The organism is Sphingomonas rustica, assembly GCF_039652585.1.
In the GTDB taxonomy this organism is placed as follows: Bacteria; Pseudomonadota; Alphaproteobacteria; order Sphingomonadales; family Sphingomonadaceae; genus Sphingomonas; species Sphingomonas rustica.
In genome coordinates this window covers 37,037-52,541 of sequence record NZ_JBDIZK010000005.1, presented here as the reverse complement: position 1 = coordinate 52,541, position 15,505 = coordinate 37,037, and the positions used below count along the sequence as shown (strand labels likewise).

At 66.1% G+C, this 15,505-nt stretch carries 14 protein-coding genes; 4 read left to right on the top strand and 10 right to left on the bottom strand.

All coding sequences use genetic code 11. The features are described from left to right. Positions 1–77 precede the first annotated feature (77 nt). Positions 78–1,754 carry a DUF5597 domain-containing protein gene (locus TPR58_RS09620; RefSeq protein WP_346246428.1) on the top strand — a complete coding sequence of 559 codons (1,677 nt, stop codon included), beginning with the start codon at positions 78–80 and terminating at the stop codon, positions 1,752–1,754. A 99-nt stretch (positions 1,755–1,853) separates the two neighbouring features. On the opposite strand, the gene TPR58_RS09615 is transcribed toward TPR58_RS09620, so the two are convergent. The 3 genes from TPR58_RS09615 to TPR58_RS09605 all read right to left on the bottom strand — a co-directional run bounded on the left by TPR58_RS09615 (position 1,854) and on the right by TPR58_RS09605 (position 4,372). Then, positions 1,854–2,255 (bottom strand): nuclear transport factor 2 family protein, encoded by a 402-nt coding sequence (locus TPR58_RS09615; RefSeq protein ID WP_346246427.1) that lies wholly within the window; start codon positions 2,253–2,255, stop codon positions 1,854–1,856. After that, positions 2,252–3,376, bottom strand: coding sequence for a cobalamin-independent methionine synthase II family protein (locus tag TPR58_RS09610; RefSeq protein ID WP_346246426.1), 1,125 nt, complete (start codon positions 3,374–3,376; stop codon positions 2,252–2,254). The genes TPR58_RS09615 and TPR58_RS09610 overlap by 4 nt, the downstream gene beginning before the upstream one ends. 87 nt (positions 3,377–3,463) lie before the next feature. Then, positions 3,464–4,372: a LysR family transcriptional regulator gene (locus tag TPR58_RS09605; RefSeq protein WP_346246425.1), complete on the bottom strand. Its 909-nt coding sequence runs from the start codon at positions 4,370–4,372 to the stop codon at positions 3,464–3,466. A 129-nt stretch (positions 4,373–4,501) separates the two neighbouring features. Between TPR58_RS09605 and TPR58_RS09600 the strand changes: the two genes are divergently transcribed. The 3 genes from TPR58_RS09600 (at position 4,502) to TPR58_RS09590 (ending at position 7,588) form a co-directional block, all read left to right on the top strand. Then, the gene (locus TPR58_RS09600) at positions 4,502–5,404 is read left to right on the top strand and encodes a VOC family protein (RefSeq protein WP_346246424.1); all 903 of its coding nucleotides are present in this window, start codon (positions 4,502–4,504) and stop codon (positions 5,402–5,404) included. 4 nt (positions 5,405–5,408) lie between these two features. Beyond that, positions 5,409–6,566, top strand: a complete 1,158-nt coding sequence (locus tag TPR58_RS09595) for an alpha/beta hydrolase family protein (RefSeq protein ID WP_346246423.1) — start codon at positions 5,409–5,411, stop codon at positions 6,564–6,566. Positions 6,567–6,637: 71 nt separating this feature from the next. Continuing rightward, positions 6,638–7,588, top strand: a complete 951-nt coding sequence (locus tag TPR58_RS09590; RefSeq protein ID WP_346246422.1) for a fumarylacetoacetate hydrolase family protein — start codon at positions 6,638–6,640, stop codon at positions 7,586–7,588. On the opposite strand, the gene TPR58_RS09585 is transcribed toward TPR58_RS09590, so the two are convergent. From TPR58_RS09585 to TPR58_RS09555, 7 genes are read right to left on the bottom strand one after another with little or no spacing between them, the layout of a single operon-like run. Next, entirely contained in the window at positions 7,585–8,358 is a 774-nt protein-coding gene (locus TPR58_RS09585) for an SDR family NAD(P)-dependent oxidoreductase (protein ID WP_346246421.1), read from the bottom strand. The two genes, TPR58_RS09590 and TPR58_RS09585, sit on opposite strands and share 4 nt — an antisense overlap. Further along, positions 8,345–9,238, bottom strand: a complete 894-nt coding sequence (locus tag TPR58_RS09580) for an NAD-dependent epimerase/dehydratase family protein (RefSeq protein WP_346246420.1) — start codon at positions 9,236–9,238, stop codon at positions 8,345–8,347. The genes TPR58_RS09585 and TPR58_RS09580 overlap by 14 nt, the downstream gene beginning before the upstream one ends. Then, a complete protein-coding gene (locus TPR58_RS09575) occupies positions 9,238–9,804 on the bottom strand; it encodes a cupin domain-containing protein (protein ID WP_346246419.1) in 567 nt (188 codons plus the stop codon). The genes TPR58_RS09580 and TPR58_RS09575 overlap by 1 nt, the downstream gene beginning before the upstream one ends. A gap of 1 nt (position 9,805) precedes the next feature. Beyond that, on the bottom strand, positions 9,806–10,981 hold the full coding sequence (locus tag TPR58_RS09570) for an MFS transporter (RefSeq protein WP_346246418.1): 1,176 nt from the start codon (positions 10,979–10,981) through the stop codon (positions 9,806–9,808). Between the two features lie 17 nt (positions 10,982–10,998). Beyond that, positions 10,999–12,114: an FAD-dependent oxidoreductase gene (locus TPR58_RS09565; RefSeq protein WP_346246417.1), complete on the bottom strand. Its 1,116-nt coding sequence runs from the start codon at positions 12,112–12,114 to the stop codon at positions 10,999–11,001. A 10-nt stretch (positions 12,115–12,124) separates the two neighbouring features. Then, on the bottom strand, positions 12,125–13,096 hold the full coding sequence (locus TPR58_RS09560) for an MBL fold metallo-hydrolase (RefSeq protein WP_346246416.1): 972 nt from the start codon (positions 13,094–13,096) through the stop codon (positions 12,125–12,127). Beyond that, positions 13,096–15,420: a TonB-dependent receptor domain-containing protein gene (locus tag TPR58_RS09555; RefSeq protein ID WP_346246415.1), complete on the bottom strand. Its 2,325-nt coding sequence runs from the start codon at positions 15,418–15,420 to the stop codon at positions 13,096–13,098. The genes TPR58_RS09560 and TPR58_RS09555 overlap by 1 nt, the downstream gene beginning before the upstream one ends. Between the last annotated feature and the right edge of the window lie 85 nt (positions 15,421–15,505).

Sequence of the window (15,505 nt, the reverse complement as noted above, 5' to 3'; positions counted from 1 at the left end):
TCAGGTCATGGTAGCGCTATCTTCGCCGGCGTCGGAACGACCATCCGATCGGACAGAAGATAAAATGGGGAGAGATGATGAACAGGATCCATGATCGGCCGATCGGGGCTCGCAACGGCAAAGCGTGGCTCCGCCTGGCGGCGATCGCTGCCGGCCTGGCCCTGTCCTCAGCCGCGGCTGGTTCGGCAGTGGCGCAGGAGATTCCGCATCTCGCCGAGAAAAACGGAAGACACGCACTGATCGTCGACGGCGCCCCGTTCCTGATGCTGGGTGCCCAAGCGAACAATTCGAGCAACTATCCCTCCGAGCTGCCCAAGGTCTGGCCGGTGATTTCGGCGATGCACGCCAACACGCTGGAGATGCCGATCTCGTGGGAACAGGTCGAGCCGGAAGAGGGGAAGTTCGACTTCTCGTTCCTCGACACGCTGATCGCTCAGGCACGCGAGCAGAAGGTCCGGCTGGTCCTGCTGTGGTTCGCGACCTGGAAGAACACCGGCAACACCTACGTTCCCGAATGGGTCAAGCGCGACACGAAGCGCTTTCCGAGAATGAGGAATGCGGACGGCACGGCGCATCATTCGATGAGTCCCCACAGCCGCAATACGCTGGAGGCGGACAAGCGCGCCTTCGTCGCGCTGATGACCCATCTGGCCAGGGTGGACCGCGACAATATTGTCATCATGGTCCAGCCGGAGAATGAGGCGGGCAGCTACACGCTCAAGCGCGATCACGCGCCTGAAGCGGATCGGCTGTTCAAGGGACCCGTTCCGTCCGAGCTGGTCCGCGCGATGAAGGTGAAGTCGGGCAGCTGGACCGAGGTGTTCGGAAAGAGGGCCGAGCAGTTCTTCCACACCTGGCATCTCGCCCGCTATATCGACGAGATCGCGGCGGCGGGGAAGGCGGCCAAGCCGCTGCCGATGTACGTCAATGCCGCGCTCGGCAATGCCTTCACCGACGAGAATGGCGATGTCGGTCCGTCGGGCGGGCCCAACTGGAACGCCATTCCGGTATGGAAAGTGGCGGCGCCGCACATCGATCTGCTGGCGCCCGACATCTACACCCGCGATGCCCCCGCGGTCGCCTCGTTCCTCGACAAATATGCGCGTGCCGACAATGCGCTGATGGTGCCCGAGATTGGCAATGCCAGCGAATATGCCCGCTTCTTCTGGCCGACCTTGGGCCATGGCGGGATCGGCTTTGCGCCGTTCGGCATGGATGCGACGGGCTTCTTCAACTATCCGCTCGGCGCCAAGACCTTCGACGACGGCACGCTCGAAGCGTTCGCCGCACCCTATCGCCTGCTGAAACCGATGGCGTCCGACTGGGCGCGAATCGCGTTCGAGAACCCGGTCTGGGGAACCGCCAAGGGCTTTCCGGAGGCCGACCAGTCGACGGTGATGGGCCGCTGGAAGATCAGCGCGCACTATGGCCTGTGGCAGATGGGCGAGCCCGAATGGAACTGGTTCAAGATCGACAAGCATCCCGAGGCCGACAAGGACACCGGCGGCATGGTAGTGGCGCAGATCGGGCCCGACACCTTCCTGGTCACCGGCACCCATGTCCGCGTCCGCCTTGGCCTCGCCAAGCCGGTGCCGGGCGAGCTGGCACAGATGATCCGGACGGAGGAGGGCAGCTTCGTCGATGGCAAATGGGTGACGACGCGGCGCTGGAACGGCGACCAGATCGACTATGGCTTCAACTTCACCGATCGCCCGGTGATGCTGAAGGTCACGATGGGGATCGTGCCGCGTTGAGATCGATGTTCGCCGCCGGGCATGATCCGGCGGCGAACTCAATGAGGTCGAGTGAGCTGACCGTTGGCCGGCTCGGGATCGACGGGGCTCGCCAGCGGTTCAGAAGGTCAGCGTGCCGCGACGCTCTGCGAACCGCCAGTCTCCGCCGATCCGGACGAAGCGGTCGTGAAAGGACCCGACCTTGGGCGGACCGTCCCCGGTGAACAGCAGCATCGCCGACTCTCCCACAGCATGGTCGGGGTCGAGCACGTCGATGACGATGTTCGAGCAGACATGGCGCGTCACGCGGTGCGGGCGCGATCGGAACGCGTCCAGGATCGCCTCGCGGCCCTCGATCCACAGGTCGGGCGCCGTCGGGCGGCACATCCGCCCCTCCGGGGCGTAGAGCGACCCCACGGCGTCCCAATCGCCTGCGTCGTTCAGATTGGCATAGCGCGCGATCAGCCTGGCGCAGTCCTGTTCGACGGCGCGCCGATCGGACCCGGCGGCCTCGACGCTCACAGGCGGGCCTCGGCGATGTCGGCGCCTTCGCGCAGCGCCCGCAGCTTCTTCCACGTCACCGCCGGGTCGATCTTGCCGTAACCGGCGAAGGTCCCGAAGCCGCAATCGGTGCTGGCGATCACGCGATCCTTGCCGACGACACCTGCAAAGCGCTCGATCCGCTGGGCGATCAGTTCGGGATGCTCGACATAGTTGGAACAGGTGTCGATAAGACCGGGCGCCAGGATCTTGTCGTCGGGCAGCCCGCCATCGCGCCACACCGTCCATTCATGCTCGTGGCGGGGATTGGCCGCTTCGAACAGGATCGTCGACGGGCGCGCGGCGATGATGATGTCGATCACCTTTTCCAGTGCGATGTCGCAGTCGTGCGGGCCTTCGTAATTGCCCCAGCAGACATGCATCCGCATCCGGTCGGCTGGGATGTTGGCGGTCGCCGCGTTCAGGGCGTCGACATTGGCGGCTGCGGTGCGCAGGAACGTCTCGTCGCTCTGATCCTGATAGCCGGTGTGTCGCGACATTGCGAGATCGGGGCAGTCGAGCTGCAGGTCGAAGCCCGCGGCGATGATCGCCTCATATTCCTCGCGCATCGCATCGACGATGTCGGCGAGATAGGCCTCGTGCGTAGGATAGTGGCGATTCACCTGGAACGCGGTGATCAGCCCGGGGCTGGCGGCGTTCATGAAGCCTCGCGCCGCACCCGCATGGCTCATCGCATGGCGGAAGCGGCGGATGTCGTCGTGCAGCGGTGCCAGCGTGCGCAGCCGGACCGGGCCGATGCACGAGGCGCGGGTGAATTCCTGGCTGCCCATGATCGCGGACAATTTGCGCGCAAGATCGGGATGCGCCGCAAGGTCCGCAGCGGGCTTGCGATCGACATGCCCGCCAAAGCCTTCCAGTCGCTCGATCATGTAGGTCGAATAGCCCACCTTGCCGAGTTCGCCGTCGCTGACGATGCTGACGCCGCTGTCCACCTGGCGCGCCACCGCATCGTCCACCGCTGCCTGGACCAGCGTATCGAAGCGGTCCGCGTCATAGGGGTCGCCCTTGTCGCGCGCGAGCAGAAGGGGGGTGAGTTCGTCGCCCCGGGGAAGACTTCCTACATGCGTCACGTCGATCGTCATCTTGGCCTCCGGTTTCTGTCGGGGGCAGATGGCAGTTTTTCATGCATGTGCAAATATCATAACCGCGAAGTTGTGGATGGCTAGCGCTCAGGCGACTTCGTCGGCCTGGCTCCTGATCGTGTCGATCAGCCAGCGCAGGCCCGGATCGTTTGCGCGGGTGACATGATATTGCGCCATCTCCACCAGCGGGGGGATGGCGACGGGCGGCGGTGCCAGCGCGATCTGGAAGTTTCGCGCCATCAACTGGGCAAGCCTTCCCTGCATCAAGGTGAGCCAGTCCGATTCCTGCAGAAGCCATGGCAGCATTGCGAAATTGGGTGCCGTCATGGCCACGCGGCGCTGGATCCCGATCCGGTCCAGATGGGCGTCGCCGAAGCTGGGCAGCCGTTCCTCACCGATCGCGACGAGCACATGGCCATAGGCCAGCATCGCCTCCAGCGTCACGGACTCGCCCAGCGCGGGATGCCCGGCACGCCCGACCAGCCAGTATTTGTCCTCCAGCAGAAAGTCGGACGGCAGGCTGGGCGTGACATAGGGCTGAAGCGTGATGAGCAGGTCGATGTCCCCGCTTTCCAGCATTTCGATGCGACGCTGGCTGGGCAGGAGCAACTCGATCCGCACGCCCGGCGCGACGGCGGCGAGGCGGGTGATGATCGGAAACAATACCGCCGTGGCGATATAGTCCGAGGTCATCACGCGAAAGGTGCGGACCGACGTCGCGGGTTCGAAATGGCGGGACGTCGCAACCACGCCTTCCATCATCGCCAGCGCCGACCTCACCTGCGGCAGCAGCGTTTCGGCAAAGGGGGTGGCGTACATCCGCTTGTTGTGCGCGATCAGCAGGTCATCGCTGAAATAGCTTCGCAGCCGGGACAGCGCGTTGCTCATCGCCGGCTGGCTGAGATTCACCCGTTCCGCGGCGCGCGACACGCTCCGGTCCGCCATGAGCGCGTCGAACGCGACCAGCAGGTTCAGGTCCAGTCCCTTGAAACGCATTGCCCGCTTCCATTCATCAGATGGATCGAAATAAATTCGAACAATCATTTTTTCAATCGTGCGTGACAGGGATAGATGGAGCTACGCAACGCCCGGCAGCGGTCGGGCACCATCTGGAGCAGGATCGTCATGAGCCGCGTCACCGAAATCCGCTATGTCGGCTACGCCGTCACCGACTTTGAAGCAGAACATGGCTTTTATCGCGATGTCTGGGGATTGAAGGAGGTCGCCGAGCAGGACGGCATGTCCTATTTCGCCACCGAGGGTGATGGCGAGCATCACGTCGTCCGCCTGCGCAAGGCCGATGAGAAGCGGGTCGACGTCATCGCACTCGCGACCGACAGCCGCGGCGACGTCGACGCGCTTCACGACAAGGTGATCGGCGCAGGCTGCACCATCATCTTCCCGCCACGCGACCTGACCACGCCGGGCGGCGGCTATGGCTTCCGCTTCTTCTCACCCGACGGCCTGCCGTTCGAGATTTCGAGCGACGTCGCGCGCGGCACAGCTCGCGAGATGGTCCGCTGGGACGGCATCCCGCAGAAGATCAGCCACATCGTCCTTCACTCGCCCGATCACAAGGCGATGGTGACCTTCTTCGTCGACGTGCTCGGACTGCGGGTCAGCGACTGGCTCGGCGACTTCATGTGCTTCCTGCGCTGCAACAGCGCGCACCACCGGCTGGCATTGCTGCCGGGACCGGCGTGCCTGAACCATGTCGCATACGACGTGCTGACGGTCGACGACATGATGCGCGGCATCAGCCGGTTGCGGAAGAAGGGCACCGACATCCTGTGGGGTCCGGGCCGCCACACCGCGGGCGACAACACGTTCAGCTACTTCACGACGCCCAACGGCTTCGCCGTCGAATATACCTCGGGTCTGGAAGAGGTGGATTTCGAAAATCATGTCGACAAGGTGCATGTCCCCGGACCGCAGATCATGGATCAGTGGGGCGTCGGCGTCGGCGGACCCCAGACGATGCCGCATCCCGAGGCCGACAAGGGCCTGTTCCAGCCGGTAGAGGCATAAGACCATGGCATTGTTCGAATATTTCCCGAACTATATCTGGAACCTGTCGGTCGCGATCGCGCTGGAGAGCGGGGGACGCATCGGCGAGATCGTCGATATGTGCCAGCCGATCCGCGACGCGGCGGCTTCGGGCGCGGATGCCGGTACGCCCCAGTTCATGGCCAAATGGGTCGAGATGGCCGATCGCCTGATCGGCCTGGCGGACGAGGATGCGGCCGCAGGGCGCGGCTTCTCCGCCTCCGACAAGCTGGAACGGGCCTCGCTGTACCTGTTCGTCGCCGAGCGGATGCAGGGCCATGGCCATCCCGGCCGGCACGAAACCTATGCCAAGGCGCGCACCACCTTCGATCGTTCGACGACGCTCGGCTCGATCAACCGCGAGCGCGTCGAGATTCCGCTCGAGACCGGGACGATGCCCGCGCTGTACACCCGCGCGCCAGGGCCGGGCCCTCATCCGGTCGTCGTTTATTGCAACGGTCTCGATAGCTGCAAGGAACTGCTCTACTGGTCGCGGCTGCCAGAGGCGCTGGCGCGACGCGGCATCTCGACGCTCAGCGTCGATCAGCCGGGCAGCGGCGAGGCACTGCGGCTGCAGGACCTGCCGGTCGATCCGCATAGCGAGACCTGGGCGAGCAAGGCGATCGACTGGCTCGAGACGCAGGGCGACGTCGATCCCGCGCGGATCGGCATGACCGGTATTTCGCTCGGCGGTCATTTCGCCCCGCGCGCGGTCGCCTATGAACCCCGCTTCGCGTCCGGCGCATGCTGGGGGGCGAACCACAATTGGGCCGAGGTGCAGCAGAAGCGGCTGAAGCGCGAGGGCGAGAATCCGGTGCCGCATTATTGGGCGCATGTCATGTGGGCGTTCGGCGCAAGGGACATGGACGATTTCCTCGCCCGCGCGCAGGACATGAACCTCAATGGCCATATGGACGGGGTTAAGGTGCCCTTCCTGGTCACGCATGGCGCGAAGGATCGGCAGATCAGCGTCGACTATGCGCAGGACTGCTATGATCAGCTGGTCAACTCGCCGCGCCGCGAGCTCAAGCTGTTCACCGAGCGCGAAGGCGGCGTGGAGCATGTCGGCGCCGACAATATGAGCTTCGGCCGCGACTATATCGCCGACTGGTTCGCCGATACGCTGGGCGGCCGTCTGGCATAACCGATACCCGCGGATCCGGTGCACGATGTGACCGCCGGATCCGCTGTTTCCCGTTTATCGAGGATCGATCGATGCGTCTTGCAACAGTGAAGGACGGCGGCCGTGACGGCACGCTGGTGGCCGTCAGCCTCGATGGAGCCCGCGTCGCGACGGTTCCCGGCTATTCGACGCTGCAGGCGGCGCTCGACGACTGGGATGCCGCACAGGATGCGTTGCACGCTGCAGCGGCAGCCGCAGAGGCGGGCAGGGTGGCCTCGCCTGCGGACTTCGCGGCGCCGCTGCCGCGCGCCTGGCAATGGCTCGACGGATCGGCCTTTCCCAATCACGGCGCGCTGATGCAGCGCGCGTTCAACCATGCGCCGATCGAGACCGATCTGCCGCTGATGTACCAGGGCATGAGCCACCAGTTCATCGCGCCCACCGATGACGTGCCGATGCCCAGCGAGGCCGACGGCATCGATTTCGAGGGCGAGTTCGGCATCGTGACCGGCGACGTGCCGATGGGATGCGCGGCACGGGATGCATTGGCGCATGTTCGGCTGGTGCTGCTCATCAACGACTGGTCGCTTCGCGCGATCGCCCCGGTCGAGATGAAGACCGGATTCGGCTGGGTCCAGGCCAAGCCTGCGTGCAGCGTCGCGCCCTTTGCGGTGACACCCGACGAACTGGGCGACGCGTGGCGTGACGGCCGGGTCTGCCTGCCGCTGACGGTCGAGGTCGATGGCCGGTGGTTCGGCAACCCCAATGGCGTCGCGATGGCGTTCGGCTTCCACGAACTGATCGCGCATGCCGCGCGCTCGCGCTCGCTGCCGGCGGGTACGATCATCGGATCGGGTACGGTCTCCAATCCCGAGCACGAGACGGTCGGATCGACCTGCATCTCCGAACGCCGCGCCATCGAGATGATCGCGGGTGGCGGACCGAAGACCGAATTCCTGTCGTTCGGCAGTCGCGTGACGATGCGCGCGGGCGAGGGTGCCTCGCCCTTCGGTGTGATCGACCAGCAGGTGGTTGCGGGCTAGCTGCCATCCGAAATCACGGTGCCGCCATCGACCACGATGGTCTGGCCCGTGGTAAACCCGCCGGCATCGCTGGCAAGGTACAGGGCGGTCGACGCCACCTCTTCCGGCGACCCCGCCCGGCGCAGCGGCGTCAGCCCGAGCCGGCGATCGGCGCGTTCGGGGCTGGACAGGATCGCGTCGGCCCATTCCGTCCGGATCAGGCCGGGGGCGATCGCGTTGGCGCGAACGCCCGACGGGCCCCACTCGACCGCCAGATTGCGCGCGAGTTGCGCCAGTGCGGCCTTGGTGACCCCGTAATGTCCGAGGTGGGAGGTACCGCGCAGTCCGGCGATGCTCGACAGCAGGACGATGCTGCCACGTCCTCGCGCGGCCATGTGCGGCGCGATCAGGCCCGTCAGGCGGATCGGATGCATCAGGTTTACCGCATAGAGCCGGTCGCGATCGGCCTCGTCGATCGCGTGCATCGGCGAGGCGGGCCCGGCGACTCCGGCGTTGCAGACCAGCACGTCGATGCCGCCGCTCAACGCTTCTGCCTGCTCGGCAAGCCGATCCAGCGCGCGGGCATCGCCGACGTCGGTGGGAAGGGAGATGCCGTCCAGCGTTTCCGCAAGCGCGTCGCACGCGGGCCGATCCACATCGGCGAGCACCAGGCGGGCGCCGGCGTTCGCGAACAGACGCGCGATCGCCAGGCCGATGCCGCGGGTCGGGCCGGTGACGAGTGCCGTCCTTCCGTCCAGCCGGAAGGCTCGCAGAGGGTCAGATGTCGGCAAGCGTGGTTTCCACAAGCGCGTGGAGCGTGCCGTCGTGCCGCATGCCCAGCGCATCGGCGCGGGGCGTGGCAAGCGACGGATAGCTGCCGAAGCTGCGCCGGATCGCCGGCTCCTCGACATGGCCGATCGCGCGGATGTCGCCGTGGGACGCCAGCTCCGCCACCAGGTCACCGATGCGGACGCGGAGCGCAGGCAGAGTCAATGCATCTCGCTGGCTCGCGTCGCCCAGGACAGCGGCGGCCAGATTGGCCGCACAGGTGCGAACCGACATCAGCCAGCTGGTGGCGTCGGGGGCGACGGGCAGGGTGCATGCAGACCCTGACCTGGCCGCATGGAAGACGTCGCTGAGAAACGCCGATCCGAACCCGCCCGCCGCCGCCGGCCTGGCGACGATCCCGGGCAGGCGCAGCACCATGCCGCCCAGCACGTTGCGCCGGACGGCATCGGCGAAGGCAAGCTCGACCATGCGCTTGTGCGTGCCATAGACGCTGTCCGGTGCCGGGGGTGTCGCATCGTCGACATGCGCCGGCAGCGCGGCACCGAATACCGCGATCGATCCGGCGATCACGAGCCTGCGGCCCTGCATGGCCTCGATCAGCGCCAGCGGCACCTCCAGGTTCGCCAAGCGCGATGCGCCGGGATCGCGCTCGGCCGCACCGCCCGGCAATGCCGCAAGGTGAAGCACGCCATCGATGTCCTGGCGGCAAACGGCCTGGGTCATGGCGGGATCGGTCAGGTCGCCGGTGACCGTCTCGAACGCTTGCGGCGCATCGAATGCGCGGTCGGCCAGCACCAGCTCGACGTCCGGCCGGGTTTCCGCCAGATGCCGGACGACCGCCCGGCCGACGAATCCCGCCGCGCCGGTGACGGCCAGCCGCATCAGCGCTTCAGGTCGGAATCGAACGCGCCATCGATCAGGATGAACGCGATCCGGCAGTTGCGGTCGGAACGGTTGGACCAGCCGTGATTGGTGCCGCGCTGGATAACGATGTCCCCGGCGCCAACGGTGGTTTCTCCTTCGTCCAGGATCAGCACCAGCTCGCCTTCCAGCACGATGCCATAGTCGATCGTCTCGGTGCGATGCATCAGCGCGTGGCGGCTGCCCTCTCCGTCGTGCGCGGAGGCGTCGCCCGCGCCGACCTCGGCGAAATGGGCGCGTGCCTCCTCGGGCGACATGGTGCGGATCGTCTCGCCTTCGGGCGGGATGTCGAGCACGCGGATGCGGGTGCCGCCCTTGGGCGGGGCCAGCTTGATGCCGTCCTCGGCAGGTTCGCCGGAGGCCGCGTCGATCGGTGCGGGCGTCGCCCGGGTGTTCCAGATCTCGTGGAACATCGGGCCCGCCGGTCCGCCAATCTGCTGGACGCGGGGAGCCGGACCGTCTTCCTGGATGATTGCCTGGCCCGAGGAATCATGGCCGGTCACGACGCGGCGAACGGGTGTCGTCATCTTATGCTCCTTGGATGCGATTGCCGGACGCGCGCATCAGCGCGACGCCCGCCGAAAGGGCCGCCGCAGCGGCGAACAACAGGAAGGTGGTCGAAAGCCCGCCAACCAGCCCGGACAGCGCCGTGGCCAGGATCGGGGCGACGAACTGGGCGAGGAAGAAGGCGCCGGTCCATATGCCTGTGCCCCGGCCGCGGGTCTCGGGTGGCAGGCGGCGCAGCACCCAGGCGAGCATCGTCGGCAACATCAGGCCGTTGCCGATCGAGATCACCACCGCGGACGCTGCGGTGAGGTAGAAGTCGGTCGACAGCGCGACACCGACATAGCCGAGCGCCACCAGTGGCAGGCCGAGCGACAGCAATCGCTCGCCACGCGCCGCCTTGAGCCTCGCGAACAGCAGCGACCCCAGCATCACGCCGAGATTGGCCGCGGCGCCCGCCAGGCCGATCCGGGCCGGGGAGCTGACCCCGGTCGCCTCGATCACGGGGCCGAGCTGGACGATGATCGTGTAGAACAACAGGCCGATACCGAAGGTGATCGCGACCAGGCCGGCAATCCCGCGTGCCGGGGCGGCGCCCGGTACGGAGGCGGCTGCCTGGCCGATGTGCGAGCGATTTGGCTCGAAGAGGATAAGGGTACCGGCGACGGCGACCGGCAACGCCAGCAGGTATAGCCAGAACGGCCCGCGAGATCCCAGCGCCTCGCCCAGCGCGCCACCGGCCGCGATCAGCGCGATCGCGCTGAGGCTTGCGGTGGCGATCTGGATCGAGACCCAGCGCTCGCGACGCTCACCCTCGAAATAATCGCCGACCAGCGCGGTGGCGACGGTCATGATGATCGCCTCGGTCATGCCCAGGGCGACACGCGCCGCCAGGATCGCATGCAGGCTGTCGAGGACCAGCGGCAGCAGGCCGAACAGCGCATAGCCCAGCAGCGCGCCGATCAGCAGTCGCTTGCGCCCGACCCGGTCGGACAGCCAGCCGGCGAGCGGGGAGAACAGCGCGACGCACAGTGCCGGTACGGTCAGCGCGATCGGCACCAGCACCGCCGATCCAGGCACTGCCGCGAATTCGCGCAGCAACAAGGGCAGCACCGGCACCAGGGCGATGATCGCCATGGTCGGCATCACCGCGGTCAGCATCAGGATCACGCCGTGTCGGGTGCTCGCCTGCCTGTTCATGTCGCTGTTCCTTCGGGTCAGATCGGCTTTGCGACCATCTCGAACATCTCGTGCGTCGCCTTGGCGTTATCGACCGGCGGTCCCTTACCGATCTGGCCCATGCAGATGCCGATGCTCGACCGGACGATATAGGCGCAGCGATCGACGCGGCGGTCGTGATAGGCGGTCAGCGCGGTATCGATATCGTCATGGCGGGCAAGCTCCTCGGCCAGCACGAGGCTGTCCTCGATCGCCATGCCGGCACCCTGGCCGAGATGCGGCGTCGTCGCATGAACCGCGTCGCCGAGCAGTGCGATCCGGCCCTTGTGCCATGGTCCGTCGATCATCAGCGCCTCGAGGGGACGATAGACCACGCCCTCGTCGTCGGTGACCTGTTCGGACAATTCGCGGATGAACGGCGCGCAGCCTGCCATCTTCGACCGCATCACCGCCGCCAGTCCCTCGCGCGGATAGCGCGGATTGTCGGGCTCCGGCGTGGTGACGAAGATGTACATCAGCTCGTTCGATATCGGTACCAGTCCGACGCCGGTCGGACCGTTATAGGCGTGAAGCGCGTCGAGATCGGCCGGACGCGGCAGATTGTAGCGCCACACCGACTGACCGGTGAATTCGGGGCGGGGCGCATCGGGAAAGATCTTGTCCCGCGTCTGCGAATAGACCCCGTCGGCGCCGATCACCAGGTCGAACCGTTCGACCGAGCCGTTGGAGAGGCGGACATCGACCCCTGCACCATCGTCCTCGAGATCGGTGGCGGTCACGCCCAGCAGGACCTGCGCGCCGCTCGCGATCGTGCGATCGCCCAGCATCTTGTGCAATGCCCGGCGGCCGATGCCCATGCTGGCCGGGTAGCCGTCGACCAGCCTGGGGGAGGGCACGCGTGCAACTCGCATCCCGTTCGGCGCATAGATCTCGACCGCGTCGAACCCGACCCCGGCGGAGACATATTCGTCGATCAGGCCGAGCTGCGACATGGCCCGGATCACGTTCGACTGCTGGATGATGCCGACGCCATAGACCGACCATTCGGGATCGCGTTCGATCACCGTCACGCCAAAGCCGCGGGCGCGCAATGCGATGGCCGAGGTCAGGCCGCCGATGCCGCCGCCGATGATGAGAATGTTACCGGATTGCATGAGATTACTTTCAGAAGCGGTCGAGGTCGTTGGCGAGCGTGATCGGCCCGCCGAAGCGGGCGCGGATTGTTGCGACGTCGGCGCGGATGCGCGCAGGATCGGGAGTGCCGGCGGCAAAGTGAGTGATGACGACAGCCTTGGCTCCCGCCATGGCGGCCAGCCGCCCGACCGCGTCGGGGGTCAGGTGATGCGTCGACAGATGCCGTTCGAGCTGCTGCCGCGCCGCTGGCGGCATATCGGGAGACGTGCGGGTGACGGTGGCCATGGTCCCGGCGAGATCGATCATCTCGCTGACCAGCAGGTCGGCGCCCTTTGCCAGCCGTTCGACCGCGGCGCTCGGGCCGGTGTCGCCGGTATAGACGATCGATCGACCCGGCAGGTCGAAGCGCAACGACAGCGACTTGTAGTTGCGATCCTCGACGCTGCCGGCAGCGAAGTCGTAATGGGTGTTCTGGGCAGTGGTGACGGTCATGCCGTCCAGCTGAAACCGTTCGCCATCCGACATTTCGATGACGGTGATGCCATCGGCCGGCGGCGCCCAGGGCTGGCCGGTTATGCCATATCCGACCCGAGCGGCGGGTTGCATCGATGCCACCATTCCGGCGACGAGTTCCCTCGTGCCGGGAGGGCCATAGATCGTCAGCCGATCGGTGAGGTTGATCTGGTTGCGCAGCGCCAGCACCGCAGAAAGCCCGCCGGTGTGATCGGCATGCAGGTGGCTGAGAAATACCGCCCTGACCCGCGGCAGCTGAATGCCGGCCTTGGCAAGCTGCTGGACCGCGCCGTCGCCGGCATCGACCAGATAGACGTGCCCCTGATGGACCAGCGCATTTGCGGGCTGCGATCGATCCGGGCTGGGGACCGGGCCGCCCATCGTGCCCAGGGTAATGAATGCGTCGCCTCCCGCCGGTGCCTGCTGCGCGGCGGCTGGCAAGGCGCAGACCATCGCGATCGACACCAGCGAGAGGAGACGGGCTCGCATCAGAACTTGAAGCCCAGGCGGGCGCCATAGGTGCGCGGCGGCCGCAGCGTGCCGACCGGGAAATCGAGGATCGGACGGGTCCCCGCGCGTGCCAGGATTTCCTCGTCGGTGATGTTGTTGATGAAGCCGGTCAGGCTCCACCCGCCCTGGCTTTCCAGCGTCAGGAATGCGTCGGCAACCGCGAACCCGTCCTGCTTCTGGTCCTCGCGATAATTGGCGTCGAGATAGCGGCTGCTCTCGATATTGCCGCGCGCGCCCGCGATCAGCGACAGGTCCCCCGTCAGTTCGAAGGTGCGCTCATAGCCGAGGTTCAGGGCCCAGCGCGGCGAGTTCACGGTCGGCTTGCCCGAGCAATCGATGTCGTAGAATCGAGCGCCGTTGACGCCGGGATTGGCCAGGCGGCTGCCCGTCGTGACGCAGCCCGTCGTTACCGGTGCGCCCGTCGGCGAGAAGTTGGCGGTTGTCAGGCTGCCATATTTGCCGTCGAGGAACTGGACGTTCAGGTTGAACAGGTCGTTGCGCGTAGGTGCGAACCGGGCCTCGAATTCGGCGCCATAGATGCGCGACTTGCCCGCGTTGACCGTGATCGATCCCTGGCCGAACAACCCGTTGCCGGTGGGCACGCCGCCGACATAGGTGATCTGCTGGTCGCGATAGTCCCAGTAGAACGCCTCGATATTCACCTGAAGCTTGTTGTCGAGGAAGCGGTTCTTCGACCCGACCGTATAGGCGGTCAGCGATTCAGGCTCGAACGTGTTGTTGGGCGGCTGGGCGACGAAGAATCCGCCCGATTTGAAGCCGGTGGCGACATTTGCATAGATCAGCGAGGCGGGGCCGGCATCGAGCTCGATGCCTGCCTTCCAGGTGAATTTCTCAAAGCTCAGGCTCCCGGTGAACGGCGCGCTGAGCGGCGGCTCGATCGGACCGGGCAGGCCGCCGGAAGCCGTCGAGGTGAGCTGCTTCTTGTCCTCGCGCGTGTAGCGGCCACCGGCAACGAGGCGGAAGGCGTCGCTCAGGTCGAACGTCAGCTGACCGAACGCCGCGATGCTTTCGGTGTTCAGGCGCGGGGTGAACCGGGTCGTCGAGATATTGCCTTGGCGGAAGAAATTCTCGGTGGCCTGGTTCTCGCCATAATAGAAGGCGCCGACGACGTAGCGCAGCCTCTGGCTCTCTTTCGATGCCAGCCGAACCTCGACCGAGGTCTGTTCGGCCAGGTCGACAAAGTCACCGGCGAAGCCGGGCAGGTAGGTGCGGAACTTCACGTCCGAGCGACGCCATGCCGGGATGACCGTGAGCGTGCCGAAGCCGAGGTCGCCGACGACCGTCGCGCTGACGCCGTAGAACTTGTTGTCGAGAAATCCGTCGGTTCCGGCCAGCGAGACGCAACCGCTGGTCACGAACCCGCCCTGGCCGCCGCAGAAGGGCGGTGCGAACAGCGTCGCGGCATAGCCCCGGATCGCGGCCTGCGCGCGCGGATCGGAAATGCTGACGCGATCTTCGAGCGGGGGCACGGCGAACGCGGCATTGGGCAGCAGGACGGCGCCCGCACCCTTGCCATGCTGGTTGTAATAGTCGGCGACGAGCGTCATCGACCAGAGTTCGGACGGCTGGATCAGCAGCGAGGCGCGGACGGCCTCGCCCTTGTCGTCGTCATAGCCGTCGGAAATATAGCCGTCGCGATCGACGATCTGTCCCGCGACCCGCAGCGCCATGATGTCGCCGATCGGCACGTTGAGGGCCAGAAAGCCCTTCTTGCTGTCGTAATTGCCATATTCGAGCAGCCCCTCGCCCGAGAACCGGCCGAGTTCGGGGCGTTTCGGCAGGACGTTGATCGCGCCGCCCGTCGCGTTGCGGCCGTACAGCGTGCCCTGCGGTCCCTTGACCACCTCGACCCGCTCCAGGTCGTAGAAGGCACCCGCCGGCGCGGTCGGGCGGCCGACATAGACGCCGTTGAAGTTATAGGCGACCGCATTTTCCGAGAAGGAATTCTGCGAATTGGTGCCGACCCCGCGCAGGAAGAAGCTCGTGGTGCCGCCGGTGGGCTGCACGACGAGCGAGGGGACCAGCTTGCCCAGATTGACGGTCTCGGTGATGCCGGACTGAGCCAGGTCGTCGCCCGTGACCGCGGAAACAGCCACTGCTGCGCGCTGCAGCGATTCCGATCGGTGCTGGGCAGTCACGACGATGTCGAAAAGGCCTTCGTCGCCGGCATCCTCGCTCGCCTGGGTGCTGTCCTGCGGATCGGTCGGCATGTCCTGCGCAACTGCGGTCTGCGCGCTCAATGCCAGGATTGCGGCGGTCCCCGCCAACAACAGTCTTTTCATGCTATCCTCCCGTGGATGCGTTTCTTTGCACGCCTTGCAATGAGGAGTGGCAAGGTCGAACGAATTATCATAACGATTTGTTTTG

Bases quoted from the DNA above. Each gene is read 5' to 3' on its own strand.
- TPR58_RS09620 (WP_346246428.1), top strand. From the start codon at position 78: ATGAACAGGATCCATGATCGGCCGATCGGGGCTCGCAACGGCAAAGCG.
- TPR58_RS09610 (WP_346246426.1), bottom strand. From the start codon at position 3,376: ATGACGATCGACGTGACGCATGTAGGAAGTCTTCCCCGGGGCGACGAA.
- TPR58_RS09605 (WP_346246425.1), bottom strand. From the start codon at position 4,372: ATGCGTTTCAAGGGACTGGACCTGAACCTGCTGGTCGCGTTCGACGCG.
- TPR58_RS09600 (WP_346246424.1), top strand. From the start codon at position 4,502: ATGAGCCGCGTCACCGAAATCCGCTATGTCGGCTACGCCGTCACCGAC.
- TPR58_RS09595 (WP_346246423.1), top strand. From the start codon at position 5,409: ATGGCATTGTTCGAATATTTCCCGAACTATATCTGGAACCTGTCGGTC.
- TPR58_RS09590 (WP_346246422.1), top strand. From the start codon at position 6,638: ATGCGTCTTGCAACAGTGAAGGACGGCGGCCGTGACGGCACGCTGGTG.
- TPR58_RS09580 (WP_346246420.1), bottom strand. From the start codon at position 9,238: ATGCGGCTGGCCGTCACCGGCGCGGCGGGATTCGTCGGCCGGGCGGTC.
- TPR58_RS09575 (WP_346246419.1), bottom strand. From the start codon at position 9,804: ATGACGACACCCGTTCGCCGCGTCGTGACCGGCCATGATTCCTCGGGC.
- TPR58_RS09570 (WP_346246418.1), bottom strand. From the start codon at position 10,981: ATGAACAGGCAGGCGAGCACCCGACACGGCGTGATCCTGATGCTGACC.
- TPR58_RS09565 (WP_346246417.1), bottom strand. From the start codon at position 12,114: ATGCAATCCGGTAACATTCTCATCATCGGCGGCGGCATCGGCGGCCTG.
- TPR58_RS09560 (WP_346246416.1), bottom strand. From the start codon at position 13,096: ATGCGAGCCCGTCTCCTCTCGCTGGTGTCGATCGCGATGGTCTGCGCC.
- TPR58_RS09555 (WP_346246415.1), bottom strand. From the start codon at position 15,420: ATGAAAAGACTGTTGTTGGCGGGGACCGCCGCAATCCTGGCATTGAGC.